The sequence below is a fragment of the Streptomyces clavifer genome (genome assembly GCF_036345975.1).
In the GTDB taxonomy this organism is placed as follows: domain Bacteria; phylum Actinomycetota; class Actinomycetes; order Streptomycetales; family Streptomycetaceae; genus Streptomyces; species Streptomyces clavifer.
The window spans coordinates 156,311-171,785 of record NZ_CP107793.1 but is presented as its reverse complement, the minus strand read 5'-3'; the positions used below and the strand labels follow the sequence as shown (position 1 = coordinate 171,785).

15 protein-coding genes and 1 pseudogene are annotated in these 15,475 nt (G+C 69.0%); 7 read left to right on the top strand and 9 right to left on the bottom strand.

The features are described 5' to 3' along the window. The first annotated feature begins 492 nt into the window (after positions 1–492). The 3 genes from OG927_RS00720 (at position 493) to OG927_RS00710 (ending at position 2,008) form a co-directional block, all read left to right on the top strand. On the top strand, positions 493–777 hold the full coding sequence (locus tag OG927_RS00720) for a hypothetical protein (RefSeq protein ID WP_330319496.1): 285 nt from the start codon (positions 493–495) through the stop codon (positions 775–777). 463 nt (positions 778–1,240) lie between these two features. Beyond that, positions 1,241–1,444, top strand: a complete 204-nt coding sequence (locus tag OG927_RS00715) for a cold-shock protein (RefSeq protein WP_056790045.1) — start codon at positions 1,241–1,243, stop codon at positions 1,442–1,444. Between the two features lie 291 nt (positions 1,445–1,735). Next, on the top strand, positions 1,736–2,008 hold the full coding sequence (locus OG927_RS00710) for a DUF3253 domain-containing protein (RefSeq protein ID WP_056790050.1): 273 nt from the start codon (positions 1,736–1,738) through the stop codon (positions 2,006–2,008). Positions 2,009–2,127: 119 nt separating this feature from the next. On the opposite strand, the gene OG927_RS00705 is transcribed toward OG927_RS00710, so the two are convergent. Then, positions 2,128–2,502, bottom strand: coding sequence for a hypothetical protein (locus tag OG927_RS00705; RefSeq protein ID WP_274922992.1), 375 nt, complete (start codon positions 2,500–2,502; stop codon positions 2,128–2,130). Positions 2,503–2,786: 284 nt separating this feature from the next. Here OG927_RS00705 and OG927_RS00700 point away from each other — a divergent pair, with 284 nt between their 5' ends. Beyond that, positions 2,787–3,362, top strand: a complete 576-nt coding sequence (locus OG927_RS00700; protein WP_274922993.1) for a hypothetical protein — start codon at positions 2,787–2,789, stop codon at positions 3,360–3,362. Positions 3,363–3,702: 340 nt separating this feature from the next. Here the strand turns inward: OG927_RS00700 and OG927_RS00695 are convergent, their stop codons facing one another. The 3 genes from OG927_RS00695 to OG927_RS00685 form a co-directional block, all read right to left on the bottom strand. Further along, complete coding sequence (locus tag OG927_RS00695) at positions 3,703–3,945, bottom strand: DUF6411 family protein (RefSeq protein WP_056790055.1); 243 nt, start codon at positions 3,943–3,945, stop codon at positions 3,703–3,705. A 543-nt stretch (positions 3,946–4,488) separates the two neighbouring features. Next, a complete protein-coding gene (locus OG927_RS00690; protein ID WP_330319495.1) occupies positions 4,489–4,719 on the bottom strand; it encodes a hypothetical protein in 231 nt (76 codons plus the stop codon). 1,660 nt (positions 4,720–6,379) lie between these two features. Beyond that, positions 6,380–6,751: a winged helix-turn-helix transcriptional regulator gene (locus tag OG927_RS00685; RefSeq protein WP_056790060.1), complete on the bottom strand. Its 372-nt coding sequence runs from the start codon at positions 6,749–6,751 to the stop codon at positions 6,380–6,382. An 83-nt stretch (positions 6,752–6,834) separates the two neighbouring features. Here OG927_RS00685 and OG927_RS00680 point away from each other — a divergent pair, with 83 nt between their 5' ends. Continuing rightward, entirely contained in the window at positions 6,835–7,743 is a 909-nt protein-coding gene (locus OG927_RS00680; RefSeq protein WP_056790064.1) for an NAD(P)-dependent oxidoreductase, read from the top strand. Positions 7,744–8,080: 337 nt separating this feature from the next. Here the strand turns inward: OG927_RS00680 and OG927_RS00675 are convergent, their stop codons facing one another. From OG927_RS00675 to OG927_RS00660, 4 genes and pseudogenes are all read right to left on the bottom strand, one after another. Beyond that, on the bottom strand, positions 8,081–9,583 hold the full coding sequence (locus OG927_RS00675) for a PQQ-binding-like beta-propeller repeat protein (protein ID WP_319099410.1): 1,503 nt from the start codon (positions 9,581–9,583) through the stop codon (positions 8,081–8,083). After that, on the bottom strand, positions 9,576–10,226 hold the full coding sequence (locus OG927_RS00670; protein ID WP_319099408.1) for a hypothetical protein: 651 nt from the start codon (positions 10,224–10,226) through the stop codon (positions 9,576–9,578). The genes OG927_RS00675 and OG927_RS00670 overlap by 8 nt, the downstream gene beginning before the upstream one ends. A 524-nt stretch (positions 10,227–10,750) precedes the next feature. Continuing rightward, positions 10,751–11,701 (bottom strand): annotated as a pseudogene (locus tag OG927_RS00665) (IS5 family transposase). An 88-nt stretch (positions 11,702–11,789) separates the two neighbouring features. Further along, positions 11,790–12,182 (bottom strand): hypothetical protein, encoded by a 393-nt coding sequence (locus OG927_RS00660; protein ID WP_056790073.1) that lies wholly within the window; start codon positions 12,180–12,182, stop codon positions 11,790–11,792. Between the two features lie 446 nt (positions 12,183–12,628). Here OG927_RS00660 and OG927_RS00655 point away from each other — a divergent pair, with 446 nt between their 5' ends. Beyond that, a complete protein-coding gene (locus OG927_RS00655) occupies positions 12,629–12,814 on the top strand; it encodes a hypothetical protein (RefSeq protein ID WP_124283355.1) in 186 nt (61 codons plus the stop codon). Beyond that, entirely contained in the window at positions 12,811–13,410 is a 600-nt protein-coding gene (locus tag OG927_RS00650; protein WP_330319494.1) for a DedA family protein, read from the top strand. The genes OG927_RS00655 and OG927_RS00650 overlap by 4 nt, the downstream gene beginning before the upstream one ends. A 344-nt stretch (positions 13,411–13,754) precedes the next feature. On the opposite strand, the gene OG927_RS00645 is transcribed toward OG927_RS00650, so the two are convergent. After that, positions 13,755–14,864 (bottom strand): hypothetical protein, encoded by a 1,110-nt coding sequence (locus OG927_RS00645; RefSeq protein WP_330319493.1) that lies wholly within the window; start codon positions 14,862–14,864, stop codon positions 13,755–13,757. Between the last annotated feature and the right edge of the window lie 611 nt (positions 14,865–15,475).

Sequence of the window (15,475 nt, the reverse complement as noted above, 5' to 3'; positions counted from 1 at the left end):
CCGTGGCGCCCCGGCTCGGGAGCACGGGCCCGGCGGAGAGCATGAGGTGACGACGGGTCATGGGCGTACTCCAGGAGGTGCGACAGCGGTGACTCCTCATACTCCCAGGCGGGCGCGAGGTGGTGACGAACTCCTGCGCGGTGAGCAGTGAGACATTGGCCTCCGAATCGCCGATCACGGTTCCAGCGCGCAGCTTCTCTGTCACAGCACGTGCGCGGTCTCGGGAGGGCTGCCGCGTACGTGCTGTTCCGCATCGCGAAGCGGCGACGGGTGAGGCCTCGCAGGGTTTCCGCGTGTCGTCGCGGCCTCGGCGAGCGAACGCACATGAGATGAGCTGGAGAGGGCCGTCCCGGAGGAGGTGGCGGACCACCGGGTGCAGTGACCCTCGCGGATATCGGGGACGCCCTCGCACACGTCGACCAGGAAGTGACGCCACCCCCTGCGGATGACCACCGGCTGTCGACCCTCCAGGGGAGGCGGGGGTCGTGCCGCGTGAGCGCAGCCCCACTGCGGGCGCAGCGACGGGCACGTCGGGGCGCTGCTCAGGACTGCTCGCCTGCCCCCCTGCCGGCCCGGGGGGCCGCCGTCGGAGAGGTCGATGAGCCCGAACGGTGGAAGGAGCTCGAGCTCGCCGAGTACCCTCGCCTGACCCGCGCCACCGCCGACCTGCGCGATCACGACGACCGCGATCACGACGACCGCGATCAGTTCACCGCCGGCCTCGACCTGCTCCTGGACGGCCTGAGTGCGACCGCAAATCCGCAACCGCCGACGTGATGACGAGGCTGAGCGCCGGGCGACTACCGCGAGCCGGGTCCATCGGCCGGCAGCTCCCGGTCCGCGGTCCTGGCTCTGTCCAGTCAGGGTCCTGGTGTCGTGCCCTGCCCGGCCCCGTACGGCGACCGGTGCCGCGATCCTGGATCTTCTCAGCCCTCGCGAGGGCTGAGAACCAACAGCTGATGGGCGGCGCGCCCTAGAGCCCGCTCCCTGATCGGCGTGTTCCGAACGACCCACGAGCTGCCCGTCGACCGCAGCCGGCAGACGCGGAGTCAGGATTGCGAGACATACTCCTCGTTGCTCTCTGGTGGCGAACGGTCTCCCCGTGTAGCGTCACCGTCAGATGTCGTGGTCCGCACAACCTGCCCGCGCTTCCGCGCGGGCACTTCTCTGCGTGGTGCGGACCAAGCCATCTCCGAGGCCGCGAGGTGCGGACCCGGATACCAACGCGAGAGGCACGAGCATGGCCAGCGGAACCGTCAAGTGGTTCAACGCCGAAAAGGGTTTCGGTTTCATTCAGCAGGACGGCGGCGGGCCGGACGTCTTCGCGCACTACTCCAACATCAATGCCAATGGCTTCCGGGAGCTGCAGGAAGGCCAGACGGTCACCTTCGACATCACCCAGGGCCAGAAGGGCCCTCAGGCGGAGAACATCACCGCCTCCTGATCGCGGAGCGAGACCGCCCAGGCCTGCGCAGCTCGCTCCGCAGGCCTGGGCAGGGTCGGCAGTGCACTGCCTGATCAGCGACGCCCGAGGAACCGGAGATCCTTTCCTGTGGCATGAGGGCGCTGGTCGTGACCCCAGACATCCTCCTGGCCCGGCCCGCCCGATCCGCAGCCTGTCGGCAGCCGGAGGCGCGTCCCAGCCCCACCCTGACGAGCGGTACCGCCCGGCGCCACGCGCCACCGGTCCCCGTCGACTTCTGCTCCTCGCTCCCGTCGGTGCCACACTGGTGAAGTGACGGACACCGAACGGCAGACGGACCGGCACCTGGAACAGGTCATCCTGGAGCTGTTGGAGCGTCGTGCCCCCACTGCGACGATCTGCCCTTCCGACGCGGCACGGGCGGCGTACGAAGGGGACGATGACGGTTGGCGCGCACTCATGGAGCCGGCCCGCCGTGCGGCCCGGAGGCTGGTCACGGCAGGCGAGGTGGAGATCACTCAGGGGGGAAACCCCGTCGACCCGGCAAAGGCCCGCGGCCCCATCCGCATCCGTCGCGCCCGCTGACACCCCTCGGTCCGGCGCCGTCCGCACTGCCCCAGGCCCGCCTGCTCGCCCCTTTCTGCGCCCAGGTCCACCGCTCACACGGGCATTCCGCGTGCGGTCACCGCGCGGCTTGGTGGGGGTCACCTGCCGTACATGAAGGAACGGGCAGGCACGAAGATCTCGTGACCGGTCGGGAAACGCACGCGCACTCCGGACTCAGTCCACGTGGCGGACCGGATCCCCTTGGCTCCCAGGACGGCGTCGAGGTCCACCCAATGTCCGTAGGACAGGCTGGAATCCCTGCCGACGACCAGCCTGTACGTGTTCCGTCCGGACAGGGTGTGCTTGTGCACCAGCCCGAGGAAGTGCGGTGACTGGTCGTCGTAGGCCACCGATGAGGGGGCGCTGCTGCGGTAGGTCACCTCTGTGCGCGGCCACCACAGCGCCGTCACGAATGCGGTGGTCAGCACGACACCGCCCAGGCAGCCCAACAGCGTCCAGCCGACTGCGGCCATCCGGCGGGGGCGTGGAGCATGGTCGGGTTGCTGCGGGGCGGATGCGGCGATGATGTTCCTCCAGGCGTTGCTCCGTACCTGCGTGGCCGGAGAGGGTACTGCGAGGAGGACGCAGAATCGGACCGTTTGGTTGTGACGCCCGGTGGCTGTTGAGGAAGGCCGCCGCCTCCCGGCCGGTGAGTGGGGGATGGCCACGCTGCTCCCGCCCGCAGCGTGGCGCCCTACGCATCTGCCTTCGCCCAGCGGGGGTCTATGCTTTCTGACCTGTTCGGGGAGGAAGTCATATGGCGTTTCAGGAACATGTGGAACGGGTCGCTGACGACGTCGTGGGGGAGTTCCCGCCGGACGGCGGCATCTACGCGGTGACGTTCCGGATCGACAGCGTCGACCAGGATCCACGATGGCCGTACGTGGCGGTCGGCTACACGACCGAGGCCGACGCCGCGGAAGAGGCGGAGAGGCTTTCGGACTCCTGGGAGTCGCGCTGGAGTTATGCGTGCTTCCCGGAGACCGGCCTCGAAGGAGTCCGGCTCGTCGGGCGCGACCCTGAAGGTGTCGAACTCCACCGGCGGGAGGCGGAGTCCCGGGGGCTTTGGTACGAAGATGACGATGAGCCGGACGACTGCGACTCGCAGTTGGTGGAGTGGTTCTACGAGGTGTGTGTCAGGGCGGCCCAACGCCTCCACGAGAGCGGCAGGATCGTGGAGGTGCTGGGCCGGCCGGTCCCCGTGATTCTGTACGACATGTTCGATCCGGATGCGATGTTCCGGCTGACCGCGGACGCCAATGCGGCGGAGCTGATCGAGGAGTTCATGGCCGGGGGCCCGGCTGGACGGCGCGGGCCCCCAAGGCGTAGCTGAGCACTGCCGGACCGGCAAGCCCTCGCGGCCCGCACCCGGTGCAGTGTCCGTTCTCGACGCTGCCGCGCTGGCCGCTGTTCGCGGCCTTCACGCGCTCCGTCCGCAGTCCCACAGGTGGTGCCGAGACTGACCGGAGCGCCGATTCGGTCCTCAGAGGACGCGAGCAGCACCGTGAAGGCGAAGCTCTGCGGTTCGAGCCGAGGCGAACCCGGGTTGGAACCGCTGAGTTCTCGACATGCGGACCAGTCGTGCCCGACTCACCGTCGCCCATGCCCTGGTACTGCTCGGCGACGAGGATCCGCTCGGTGGCGAGATCTCTTTGCGGCGGAACCGCAAGCCGTCAGAAGGGCATACGACCACGGGCGCGACGGCCGGCCGAGCCGCTGTGGCCGACGGCCTTGGAGCTGCTGCGGAAAGGCTTACTGAAGATGCGCCCCAGCACGCCGGGTGCCTTGCCGCCCGCGCGCGAACCCAGCCCCAGGGTGCGCTGAGTGCCCCGCTCCGGATGACGCGACAGGCGCGGAACGAAGAAGGCCAGAACGACCAGGACGACGCACACGGCAACGATTCCGACAACCATCATGACGGACTCCTCAAATCGACGTTGGACCTGCCGTGTGCCCGACGACGTCGCCTCTATGCCGGGTCGTGCTCCGTGAAAGAGCCGAAGGGGGGAGGGAGCCGGCGCGGTCCTCGGAACCGCCCACCGACGACCTGGTATCCGGACGCCTGGACTCCGCATGCTTCCGCACACCCCGTAGTCGGACGCATGTTTTCGCGTCGACCCGGGGCCGCGACGGAACAGCATGATCCCGGCTGCCGTCTCAGCCGGGCAGGGCCGCCATGGCGACCGGCTCCGAGGGCCGGCGCGTGGCAACGACCAGGGCGAGCCGTCGGCGGGGGACCGAGACGAGGGCTCCGCAGTGCTGTGCCGGCCTCCAAAGCCTGGCCGCCGTCGGCCACGAGAGGGGGTTCGTACGCGGGATACAGGCCCGATCGGCGGCTGAGCACGCTGCGGGAGACAGCGCAGGAGGGTGAGAGGCGGTCATTTGGGCACACGATGTCTATGTCCGGAGAACACGCACGTCCCTCGAGCACCCTCTTCCGCTCCGCCTCCGAGCCGCCCTCACGGGGAGCGAAGCACGGGCGCCGCACGGGATTCGGCAAGCGGCTTCGCCTCAGGATCTTCGCCTACCGCGATGTCGAGTTCCTCTCCACTCATGTCCCCGACAGAGCCGGTCCGGGTGAGGAATGTCTGCTCCTGGTGCATGTCCGCAAGGTCGTCGGCCAGATCCACTACCGGGTCTGCACCGCGTGCGGTGAGGGCGTGATCAGTGGCGTCGACATCGACGACCACCTCCACTCCACCGGGCTCGGCACCCGCGCCTTGTCGCACCTCCGATCCCGTCACCCCGGTACCACTTGGCGAAGCACTCTGACCCTGCGCGCCACACGTGATCTTCTGCGCCGCATGCGCATCCCCGCCGCTTCATCCGCATCCGCCTGTGCGCACGTTCGCGCGCTCGGACCGGCAGGCTGACGCATAGTCCGCGCACCCATGTGCCTCTGCCCGCCCCCCCCGGGGGTACGTACGGCGGTGTGGCCTGACACGGACATCTCGTTCCGGGCAGGAGAAATCTGCAGTTCAGCGTGTATTGGGGCTGCACCGGCTGCTGGACAGCAGGTGTGGCACTTCCGGGCACCGCCGCCGTGTCCACCAGGCGTCTCGCGGTCGAAGGCCGTCAAGCCCTTCACCCTGCACGGGGACGCGAACCGGCTCTCCGGCACACCCGGGCCGGCATCTGTCGCGGGTGATCCAGACATTGCGCGTATGCGCCGTTATGGCGTAGCAAGCCTCGGGCTCGGCCCCTGGCCCGGCCGCGACCCGACGGGGTGACGTAGGCGCGAACGCTTGCTCCACACTTCTCAGGTTGATACCGAAGCCGCCCAGGCCGACGGCGCTTGCGTGTGTAGGCTCAATGCCCCCTCGGCGGAAGTGCTGGCGGCAGTCGTTGCCCTTCTGCATAACCTCGGCTCCCCACACAGCCGCTGTGCAGGCCTACCCCTGGAGCTTTCTGAGACCAGTGCGCCAGGGGTTGCTTAAATGATCTTGAGCCTGCTGCAATGCCGGGGTGAGGCTTGGTGCCGAGGATCGGCGCAGCTCGGTAGCGACGGGGGGCGGAAGGAGAAATGGCGGCAGCAGTGCCTCGGGGCGCCGCGAAGAGGGCCAGCCGGTTGGACTGGGAACTGATGCCCCTGGAAGGTGTCGGGCCGCTGCGTTTCGGCATGCGTATCGCTGAGGTCGGCGCAGCGCTTCCAGGCATGACCGAGATCCGACAGTTCCAGGCCGATCCTGGTTTCCCGGAGCCCCTCGGGGTGGAGTTCGGCGTGGGTCGTGCGCAGCCCGCCGTGTACGCCTACTTCGCCGACGGCCAGCTGCACTGCGTCGCGATCGACGCGGTCCGCGGACCCCAGGTGACCCTCTGGGGAAGGGAGTTGTCCGGATGTGTCCCCGCCGATCTGGAACGGTTCCTGCTGCACGCTCACAGGTGCGAAGTGCTCGATGTGTCCTACGGTCCGCGGGGGAACCCCGGAGTCAACGGGCTCGGTCTGGTGATGCGGGTCCAGTCGTTCGCCGACACCGTGTTGACCCGACCGGTCATGGTGGCCCGTGCCTGGGCCGACCGGCGCACTGACGACTGGGAAGGCGCGATCCCGGAGTGCGAATGGGCGGGCCGCCCGTGGCCCGGTGCGGGTGACACGGAATCCTGGCACCCGCCCGGCCACAGAACGCTCGGGGGCGGCCGGCAACCTCCCTTCCAGCCGGACCCACCCTGCGCGAGGGCTGAGGCCGCACCGACTGGGAGTCGGACAGGCGACCGGGCCGGCGACCGCGGCCTTCAGGCAGCGTCGTGCTCAGGGTGCGCAGCCCCGTGTCCAGGTCCGGAAGCAGGGCTGCAGGTGGTCCACGACGCTCATTCACACCGGCGCGGGCGGGGGTTCTCAGGCTCAGGTCACTAGCCTTGCGAAGTCGCGACCACAGTGATCGTTTCGTGGCCTTCCCGCCGGATCCGCTCATCTCCCCAGGCGCCCAGCGGCCCCAGCGCCTGATTGAGCATGCGCCCGTGCTCCGTCAGGGAATACTCCACCCGCGGCGGCACCTCCGCATGAACCTCTCGGAGCACGAGACCGTCCGCTTCCATCTCACGCAGGTGCTGCGTCAGCATCTTCTCGCTCACTCCTGGAAGGCCGCGACGGAGCTCGGCGAAGCGGCGTACACGGTGAGTGTCCAGTTCCCAGAGGATCATTCCCTTCCACTTGCCGCTCAGCACATCGAGCGCAGCGTCGATGCCGCAGATGTAAGGCCCGCATCTGGGCGCCTTGGCCATTGCTGATCCCCTTACGAAAAGGTAAGTACCGCAGAAAATAGTGGGTACTTCCGAGACTAGTGGCGCTCTCCGAGGATGGAGGGGTGAACGAACAACGGAACCGCACCACCAGGCAAAAGAGCCCTGTCACCGTGATCGGGCTTGGCCCCATGGGCCAGGCGATGGCTCACACCCTTCTCAGCGCCGGCCACCCGGTCACCGTCTGGAACCGCACCGCCGGCCGGGCCGACGCTGTCGTGACCGCCGGAGCAACGCGTGCTTCGACTCCCAGCGAGGCGGTCGAGGCGAGTGACCTCGTGCTCCTCAGTCTCACCGACTACCAGGCCATGTATGACGTTCTCGGCAGCGCCACCGCATCGCTCGCCGGTCGGACGCTGGTCAACCTGAGCTCCGACACCCCCGACCGCACACGCGAGGCAGCAACGTGGGCGGCGGGTCACGACGCCGCCTTCCTCACCGGAGGTGTCATGGTCCCCGCGCCGATGGTCGGTACGGAGGCAGCCCTTGTCTACTACAGCGGTCCTGATGAGGCGTGGGAAAGCCATCTGCCGACGTTGACGCTGCTCGGCACACCAAGGCATCTGGGCGAGGATCCTGGCCTCGCCCAGATGATGTACCAGGCCCAGCTCGCGGTGTTCCTCACCACCCTGTCCGGCCTGATGCACGCCACCGCGATGCTGGGCACCGCGGGGGTGACGGCCGAGGAGGCGCTGCCGGAGTTGCTCTCCTTCGCGGACTCGATCGGCGACATCGTGAGGGCTGGTGAAGAAAACCCCGGCGCCGCGCTCGATGACGGAAAGCACCCCGGTGACCTCAGCACGGTCACCATGATGGGTGCGACGTCCGACCACATCGTCGAGACGAGCACGTCACTCGGGCTCGACCTGGCTCTTCCACGCGCGGTGCAAGCCCACTATCGGCGGGTGATCGAGGACGGGCACGGCAGCGACAACTGGACTCGCATCATCGACAGCATCCGAGGACCACGCTGACACACAAGAAACCGTTCAGTGCCCGCACGGCGCAACTCTGCCCCGACCCCACTGACCACGCGCGCCCGTGCCGGGCCATGCCCCGGCACGGGTCGGGTCTGGCAAGCGGGGACTCACGCGGCGCATCGGAGGCTGTCGTTCGTCCGGGGTAACCCGTCACTCCGACAGCGGGCATGAACTGTGCCGTTGACGCAGACAGCCCGTCACAAGCGCCGGTCCCCCGACGAACGAACGTAGCGAGGGCGGGCGCGGCCGATGAGAGCTGAGGAGGCCGAGGGCTCCTACGGCAGCAGGGGCTCGGACCGCGCGTCACGGTCCGGGCCCCTGCCGCATCGTGTCACCGGTCGGCTGCCCTGCTCGGTACGCGCATCGTCGGCCGGCGCAAGATCTGGCCGGCGGTGGTGCCGACGAGGGGCGTGCCGTCGGGTGCCACGTGCAGGGAGAGCCATCCGTACGGGGGCAGCGGACGCCGGTGGAGTACTGTGCCGTCGGCCGCGTCGACGGATACGAGGCTTCCGTCTGCGCACAGGGCGTACAGGATCCCGGCATGCGAGTCGAGGTCGATGACCTCGGACTCCAACGGCCTGTTCCAGAGGACCTCACCGGACGGGAAGCCCCGGCGTACGAGTTCAGTGCGCCCGTGCAGCAGAGCGGCGCCGGCGGCATCGCACACGTACACCACCCGACCGAGCGGCGCGTCGACGGAGAAGAGCATGGTCTCGTGCGCGTCGGGGGCGAGCGCGACCACTTTCCCGCCGGTCCGCACGTACAGCAGCTCGGGGCACCGGCGGGCCTGGAGCGGAACAAGGTCGTATCGGTCCGGCACGTGGACCGATCCGATCCGGTGGCTGCCGTCGGCGGCGAATATCTGTGTGCTGGGCGGGGTGGGCGGATCCGTCCCGATACATCGGTCGTACGCGTCCCGGATTGCCCAGACTCCGTCCGAACGGGCGGACATCGTGGCCGAGAACGGCACGGAGTGCCGGTCGAGAACGGTGCCGTCGACCGTGTCCACGAGCAGGAAATCGGTCCGGGTACGGGCGTCCGGGCCTGAGACGGCCACACGCACGCTCCGCTCGTCGGCGGCCACCGCGATCCGGGTGCCGCCGCTCGCCGAGGGCGCGGGCACGCTCCACATCGCTGTCCCGTCCGCGGCCCAGCACTCCACGGCCACGTGTTTACGAGTGGCGAGCACGCGGCCGTCGCCTAGCCCGGCCACGGCCCGTACCCCGCCCTGCGCGTCGTAACTGCGTCCGGCCCGCTCGGCCAGCGTGCGCAGCAGCGGCAGCGCAGGCGATATGCAGTCGTACACCCTCGGGATCTCGGGGGTGTGCGGTGTCCGGTCGAGGGCGGTCAGGTCGAGGGCATCGGAGGGGAGGTTGCGCCAGTTCGCCCGTACGACCGTCGCCCGGGCAGTCCAGGGGGCGCCCTCGTTGTCCATGGTGAAGAAGTTGAGTTCGAGGGTGTGGTCGTCCAGCCAGCGGACCGGCTCGATGCCCCACGCCGGGTCGGCGAAGTCGACGCGGTGGCCCGTGTCGCACTCAAGCAGGGTGAGGCCGCCTTTGCGGTCGTACTCGTCGCCGTTGTCGAGGCCGATGGCAAGGAGGGGCAGCGTGGGGTGGAAGGCGATCGACTCGGCCTCCGTCGTGAAGGTCAGCAAGTGGGCGCAGGACAGGTCGGCGGCGCGGTACACGGCGACGCGGCTGTACCGGTGCAGCACCGAACTGCTCGCGATCCACTGTCCGTCGCTGCTGACCACTACGTCGCACGGGTATCCGAGCAGTTCGGGAAACGGCTGGTCGTGGAGCGTGGTGGTGTGCGGTTCAGGCCGATCAGCCATGGTGCTCCGTGAGATGGGCGAACGAGACCCGGGCCAGGGTACCGAGGGTTTCGGGCGTCGCGGCTGGGACGAGGCTCAGGAACGACTTGGCGAAGGCGTCGCACTGCGTGCTGAGTGCCCCTACCTCCAGCGCCTGGGTTACACGAGGGATCAACTCGTAGTAGCAGAAGGGGTGCTCGGCTGCGATGTAGGCCAGCAGGGCTGCTTCGTACGATACGTGCTCCCCGTCGTGCGCCCAGGAGTCCAACGCGAGCAGCAGCGGGAACTGGGCCAGCACCTCCCACTGGGCCAACGGGACGTCGTCGTATCCGGCGGGCCACTGGCGGTCCGCGAGTCGTAGCAGCATCGCGAGTTCGGACATGAACTCCGGCACGCTCCTTGGCCCGGCGGCCGCGGTCCACGCCCGGCGTGCGTCCGGCGGGCAGGCCGCGAAGAACTTCTCGCTGAAGGCCGTGGCCAGGTAGTCCAGCTGTGAGGCAAGCGGCTGTGCGGTGTGCCGCCAGGTCACGTCCCAGTGATCGGTCCGGGTGACCCGCGTGAACCGCAGCACCTCCCACTCCAGCGGGTCGGGCCCGCCCGCGGCGAGCCCGACAAGGTGCGCGATCGGCCCGCTGGTGAACATGCCTTCAGGATGCAGCGCCACCGCTCCACCTTTCCCATCCTCGATCAATCCTGTCGCCTGCTGTCGTGGCTACCGCGATTGTCGCGCCGGGCGGGCGCCGGCATCAACAAGGGACGCCCCTGAAGAGTTTCTGCGGCTCGTAAGAGAATCTGCCGAAGGTAGGGGGACTTGACCGCGGATGGCCCAGCCGCGGCAGCGTGGCAGCCAGGGCAGGAATGTCGAGCTAAGGCCTTCGCCCTGATCACAGGGGTACGCGAGGACTCGCCCCGCTGACCGCACGGGCCGTGATGTGTGCTCTCGCAGGGGTGGCAGATGCCGCACCTCGAGAGTCAAGGCGTCAGGTTTTGCTCGAAAAGGGTGCTGTTGGTGGTAACTGCTGTCGACGGCATGGACATGCGGAAATTGAGGAGCCAGTACCAGGATCGCATTCCTACCCTGGACCCATGCGCCACGAATCCGCCCTGTTGAACGTCGTCGATGTGGAAGCGACCTGTTGGGATGGATGCGGTTGCCCGGCTCTGTGAACGAGATCATCGAGATCGGTCTCACAGTGGTTGACGTGTCGGAACGGTGCCGCGTATCCCTGCGAGCTTGACGGTGCCGAGGTAGATGTAGGCGCGTTTCCCGTAGCGGGTGGCGACTGCGCGGAAGCCTTTCGGGCGGTTGATTGCGCGTTCGACGGTGTTGAGCTTCTTGTACCGCTCGCTGTCGAAGCCGGTGGGACGGCCGCCTCGGGAACCGCGATTCTTGCGGTGTCTCCGCTGGTCGAGGCGTTCGGGGATGGTGTGCCGGATTCCGCGTCGTCGCAGGTGACGACGGTTCGGTTCGTCCGAGAGGCGTAGGTCTTGTCCGCCAGGACATCGTCGGGCCGGGTCCGAGGTCGGCCGACTCCGATACGGGGCACGGAGACCTGCTCCAGCACTCGCTCGAACTGGGGCCCGTCACCGTAGTGTCCGGGTGTCAGGACGAGGGCGAGGGGCCGGCATCGCCCGTCGGCGGCAAGGTGGATTCTGGTGGTGAATCCGCCGCGGGAACGTCCCAGACACCATCCGATCTGACCACTTCCTCCAGCCGGACCGTCAGTTTCCTCAACACTGGATCGACCTGGTTCGTCCCCCCTCTCAGCGATCCCCTTTTGAGGGACCGCGACCGCCGGCGCCTTCCTCGCGCCGGCGGCGTGCTGGTGGGCCCGCACAGCTGTCGAGTCCACCGAGACGTCCCAGTCGATCCGGCCCGCGGCGTCCTCGGCCGCTTGGATCCGCGACAGCAGCATCGTCCATGTTCCATCCGCTGACCAGCGGCGATGGCGTTTGTAAACGGTCTCCTACGGCCCGAACCGCTCCGGCAGATCCCTCCACTGCACGCCCGTCCGGACCCGGTAGAGCACCCCGTTGATCACCCGACGGTGGTCACTCCACCGGCCCGCGGGCCCCACCAGGAGGCAGGAACGACTCCAGCCGGTCCCCCTCCGCATTCGTCAGATCCCCACGGCCCATACAGACAGCCTGCCCCCAACATCCCACGCACGTCGCGAGATCCGAGGAACAGTGCCTAGGGGCGCGGTCATCCCAGAAGGCTGCGCGGTCAGCGACGCCGACCGCCGCCGATGCGGCGGTCGTCAGCCAGTGCGGTTAGCGGGCCGAACTCGAGGGCAAGCTGGTTCCACGTCAGAACCTCGCCACAGCGGGCAGGGAACTCCTTCGGGTTGAACTCGGGCATAGTCCAGGTGCCAGTGCCCCGGTCCCGCAGCCACAGGTCCCCGTCACCGTCGACCACGGTCGGCGGGACCGGTACGGGCTCGGCCTGATCGGTCGGCTCCCAGGTGATCCGGCCCGGGTGGGAAACGCGGCGCAGCTCGGTGGTGGCCAGCCGCGCGGCCAAGTCACGGGTGGACTCTTCGGCGTCCTTGACCGACGCGAGTCGGAAGGCGTCGTCAAGTACGGGCAGGGCTGGATTCTTGCTGCGCTTTGAACTCATACGCTGGCTACCTCCTGTGGGGGGCGTCACATCCGTTATGGCACCCCGTAGAGGAACACGGTATCCGAGGCGGGAGCCGGGCCGGCTACGACCACTGTCCAGGCGGAGGCGCTGGCCCACCGGGCGGTGTGGCTAGGTGGTGAGCTGGTCCTGGACGTGGCGCACCCCGTGGTGGTATCGCTCAGATATGGCGGTCCGGGTCTGAGGAGGCGAGGCCGCCGGGGGCGAGCGGACGTCGGGCCGAGGCGGGTGCGGGCTCGCCGGGCGGTTGGCGGAAGTCGGCGCCCTGCTCGACCGGCATCAGCCGGCGCCCCCGCCCGGGCGGGGGCGGGAGCGTCGGAAGCGGGCTCGGAGAAGGCGGGCAGCGAGAGCGGTCGACGGTCGATCATTGCCGCCGCGCGCCGAGTTTGATGGGCCCTTCCGGACGGGCAACGGCGCACCAGAGCTTGATCGAGGAGTTCGACACGCCTCACCTCTACGACGTGATCGTTTCCGGTCTGCCGCTGACCAACTTCGCCCCGGAAGACGTCGAGCGGATCATGAACTGCCCCGCCCATGTCTGGCACCTGCAGCGCCCCCTGGCCAGGGCCGACGCGCCTTCCGCCCCGCGACCGGAAGAGGCCCGGCGGTGAACGCGGTCTCCCAGCTGCTCGGTCACCTCCCGCATGGCCTCGCCTATGCGGTGGTGGCGGGTGCCATTCTGGCCGATTCCGTTCTCCTGGTCGGCGCGTTCATCCCCACCCTCACACTGCTTCTGACGGCCGGCGCCCTGGCCCGCAGCGGCGAAATCAGCCTCCCTCTCATCGTCGCCACGGCTGCCACCGCCGTGGTCGCAGGTGATCTCCTCGCCCACCGCACCGGCCAACTCCTCGGCACGCGTCTGCGTACCGGTCGTATCGGACGCCGTATTCCGCCTGCTGCCTGGCGGCAGGCGGAGCGGCTGATGAACCGGCACGGAGGCCGGGCCGTCTTCATCGCCCGCTTCCTGCCCGTGGCCCGGACCCTCGCCCCCCACTTCGCGGGGGCCACCCGTCTGCCCTACCGCCCCCTACAGCGTCACCGCAGCCTGCCTGTGGGCCACCGTGGAGATCAGCGCCGGATACGCAGCCGCAGCATCGCTGGAGCGCATCCTCACCCTGGGCGCACCGGCCCTGGCCGCAATCGCCGTCACGGTCGTTACCACCGTCACACTCTGGCGGCGGCACTCGGCGCCCCGGCAGCGGCATGATCATGAAGCGCAGCCCGCGTCTGCCGCCCCGGCGGGCCTCCGGGGCCGGGACGAGGCTCTGTCACCGGCGGGCAGTCGGCACTGACCGGAAGCTGTGGCCCGGCCGAGCATTCCAGGAGCGCCCGCTCGGTCAAGGACGTGCCGCAGATAGGAATGAGGGTCGGCGAGGTAACGGCGCCGGTGATCGGCCAGAGCCAAGTCGCTCCAGGCCACGTGACGCATACCGTGCTCGCCGACCCCAAACCACAGGTTCGCTCATCGCCTCCGCACGTAGGCAATCCACCTGGTGCTGGGGCTGAACGACCGCCCGACGCGCCGCTTCGGCGAGCCCGAGCGACAGGGGGTCAGCGGGCTGAGGTGTAGGCGGTGAAGAAGGGAACCTTCACCGGTGCCCCGCCGGGGCCGAAGCAACTGACGTAGAGCCGGACGGTTCCGCTGCTCCGGTCCCAGGGCGCGTGTAGGCCGCAGTAGTCGGCCCCGCGGCCGTAGGCGGTGGTCTGAGCGGTGTCGGACGGGACGGCGATCGACGGCATGGTGACCACGAAGGGTGCTCCCGAACCGCCGAGGGTGTTGGCGGCTCCGCTGGAGTTGTAGTTGGTCAGAGTGGGCAGTGATCCGTTGTACCAGAGGTAACCGAATGCCTTGGGTGGGAAGGCCGGGCCGTGGACCGCCCGCAGGTGGGAGTAGCTCAGCGTCCACCTGGTGTCGTACGGAGCGCCGGATGCGTCGTAGCAGGCCACCTGGACGGTCTGTCCGGCCGTGCCCGGCGCCCAGTCGGACACCTTGCATCGTGCGCCCTGCCGAGTGTCGACGGCGGTGACCTGCAGGTTTCCGGCTTGGCTGGACAGTCCGAGGCCGGGAAGCCACGCCTTCCAGACGCCGGTCGCGCCGTGACTCACCGAGTTGACCGCTCCCGTGGAGTTGTACTGGGTGAGAGCGATCCCGCTCGTGTCCGAGTAGAGGTAGCCGTACGAGCCGGAAGGTGTCGCGGGGGTGCCGCTGCTGCTGGTGTAGAGGACGGTGAAGGTGGAGTTGTCGGGCGCGCCACCGGGGCGGTAACAGTTCACGTAGACGTCCTCGCCGGACCCCACGTCCTTCCAGGCGACGATCTGGCACCAGCGGCCCGTGCTGTCGACCGCGGTGGCGTGTGCGATTCCGTCCACACCGCCGATCATCGGGAAGTGCACGACGTACGACCCGAGGCCGATCTGGTCCACCTTGACGGGGTTGGTGGACGGGGAGGCCCAACTGCCCCACTGGCGTGAGGGATCGGGCGCGTATCCGGGCGGAGGGGTCGGGTCGTCCAGATACGCGAAGCCCCAGCGGTCGGGAACCGCGGCTTGGGCGGATCCTGCGGCAGGAAGAGCCGCGGCCAGGAGCGTGGCCAGCATACCGAGGACGAGCAGCACGGCCCGTACGGGTCTGCTCGACGAGTCTGGGGTGCGGACGTGCATGGGCGTGCCTCCTGTGGACGAGGTGGGTGCTGCCAGCGCGATCCGGTGCTGTGGTACGGACGTTCCATGCCTGCGGTTGCGGGGCGGGCTGCTCCGGCTCCCCTCCGCTGCGCGGCACCGCACAACCGCGACTACGTGAGGCAGCTGCCCCCGCCCCCCGCGGTGCCCGTGCGCCGTGCCCCTGCCCCGCGCCCCTGCGAGGGGACTCGGCGCGCTCACTGTTCCAGAAGCACGGTCCACTGGGGCGCTCTCGGCCAGCCGTTCCTAGCTCCTTCCCATGCGGCGCAGGGGCACCAGGCCCCACTCAGTTCGCTCGTTGCCACAGTGCGGAGCAGCGGCTCAGGCCGCTGCCGGGCCTGAGTCGCCTCTTCTCGACACTCCCCCCACATCTTCTCCATGCGCCTCGCGGCCCTACGTGGCGGAAACCCGCCTTTCCGCTTCCGGCATGGGCCGCTCGGGTCGGCGGACGACTCAACCGCGTTGGCCCGCCCCGTGCAGCAGGGTGTCGAGGACGCGGGCTGTGAGGGTGCCGTGTCGAGGCCGGTATCGGCCGGGCTTCCGCGCAGCGACTCCCTGAGGAGCGCGTAGCAGAGCAGGGATCGTGTCCGTAA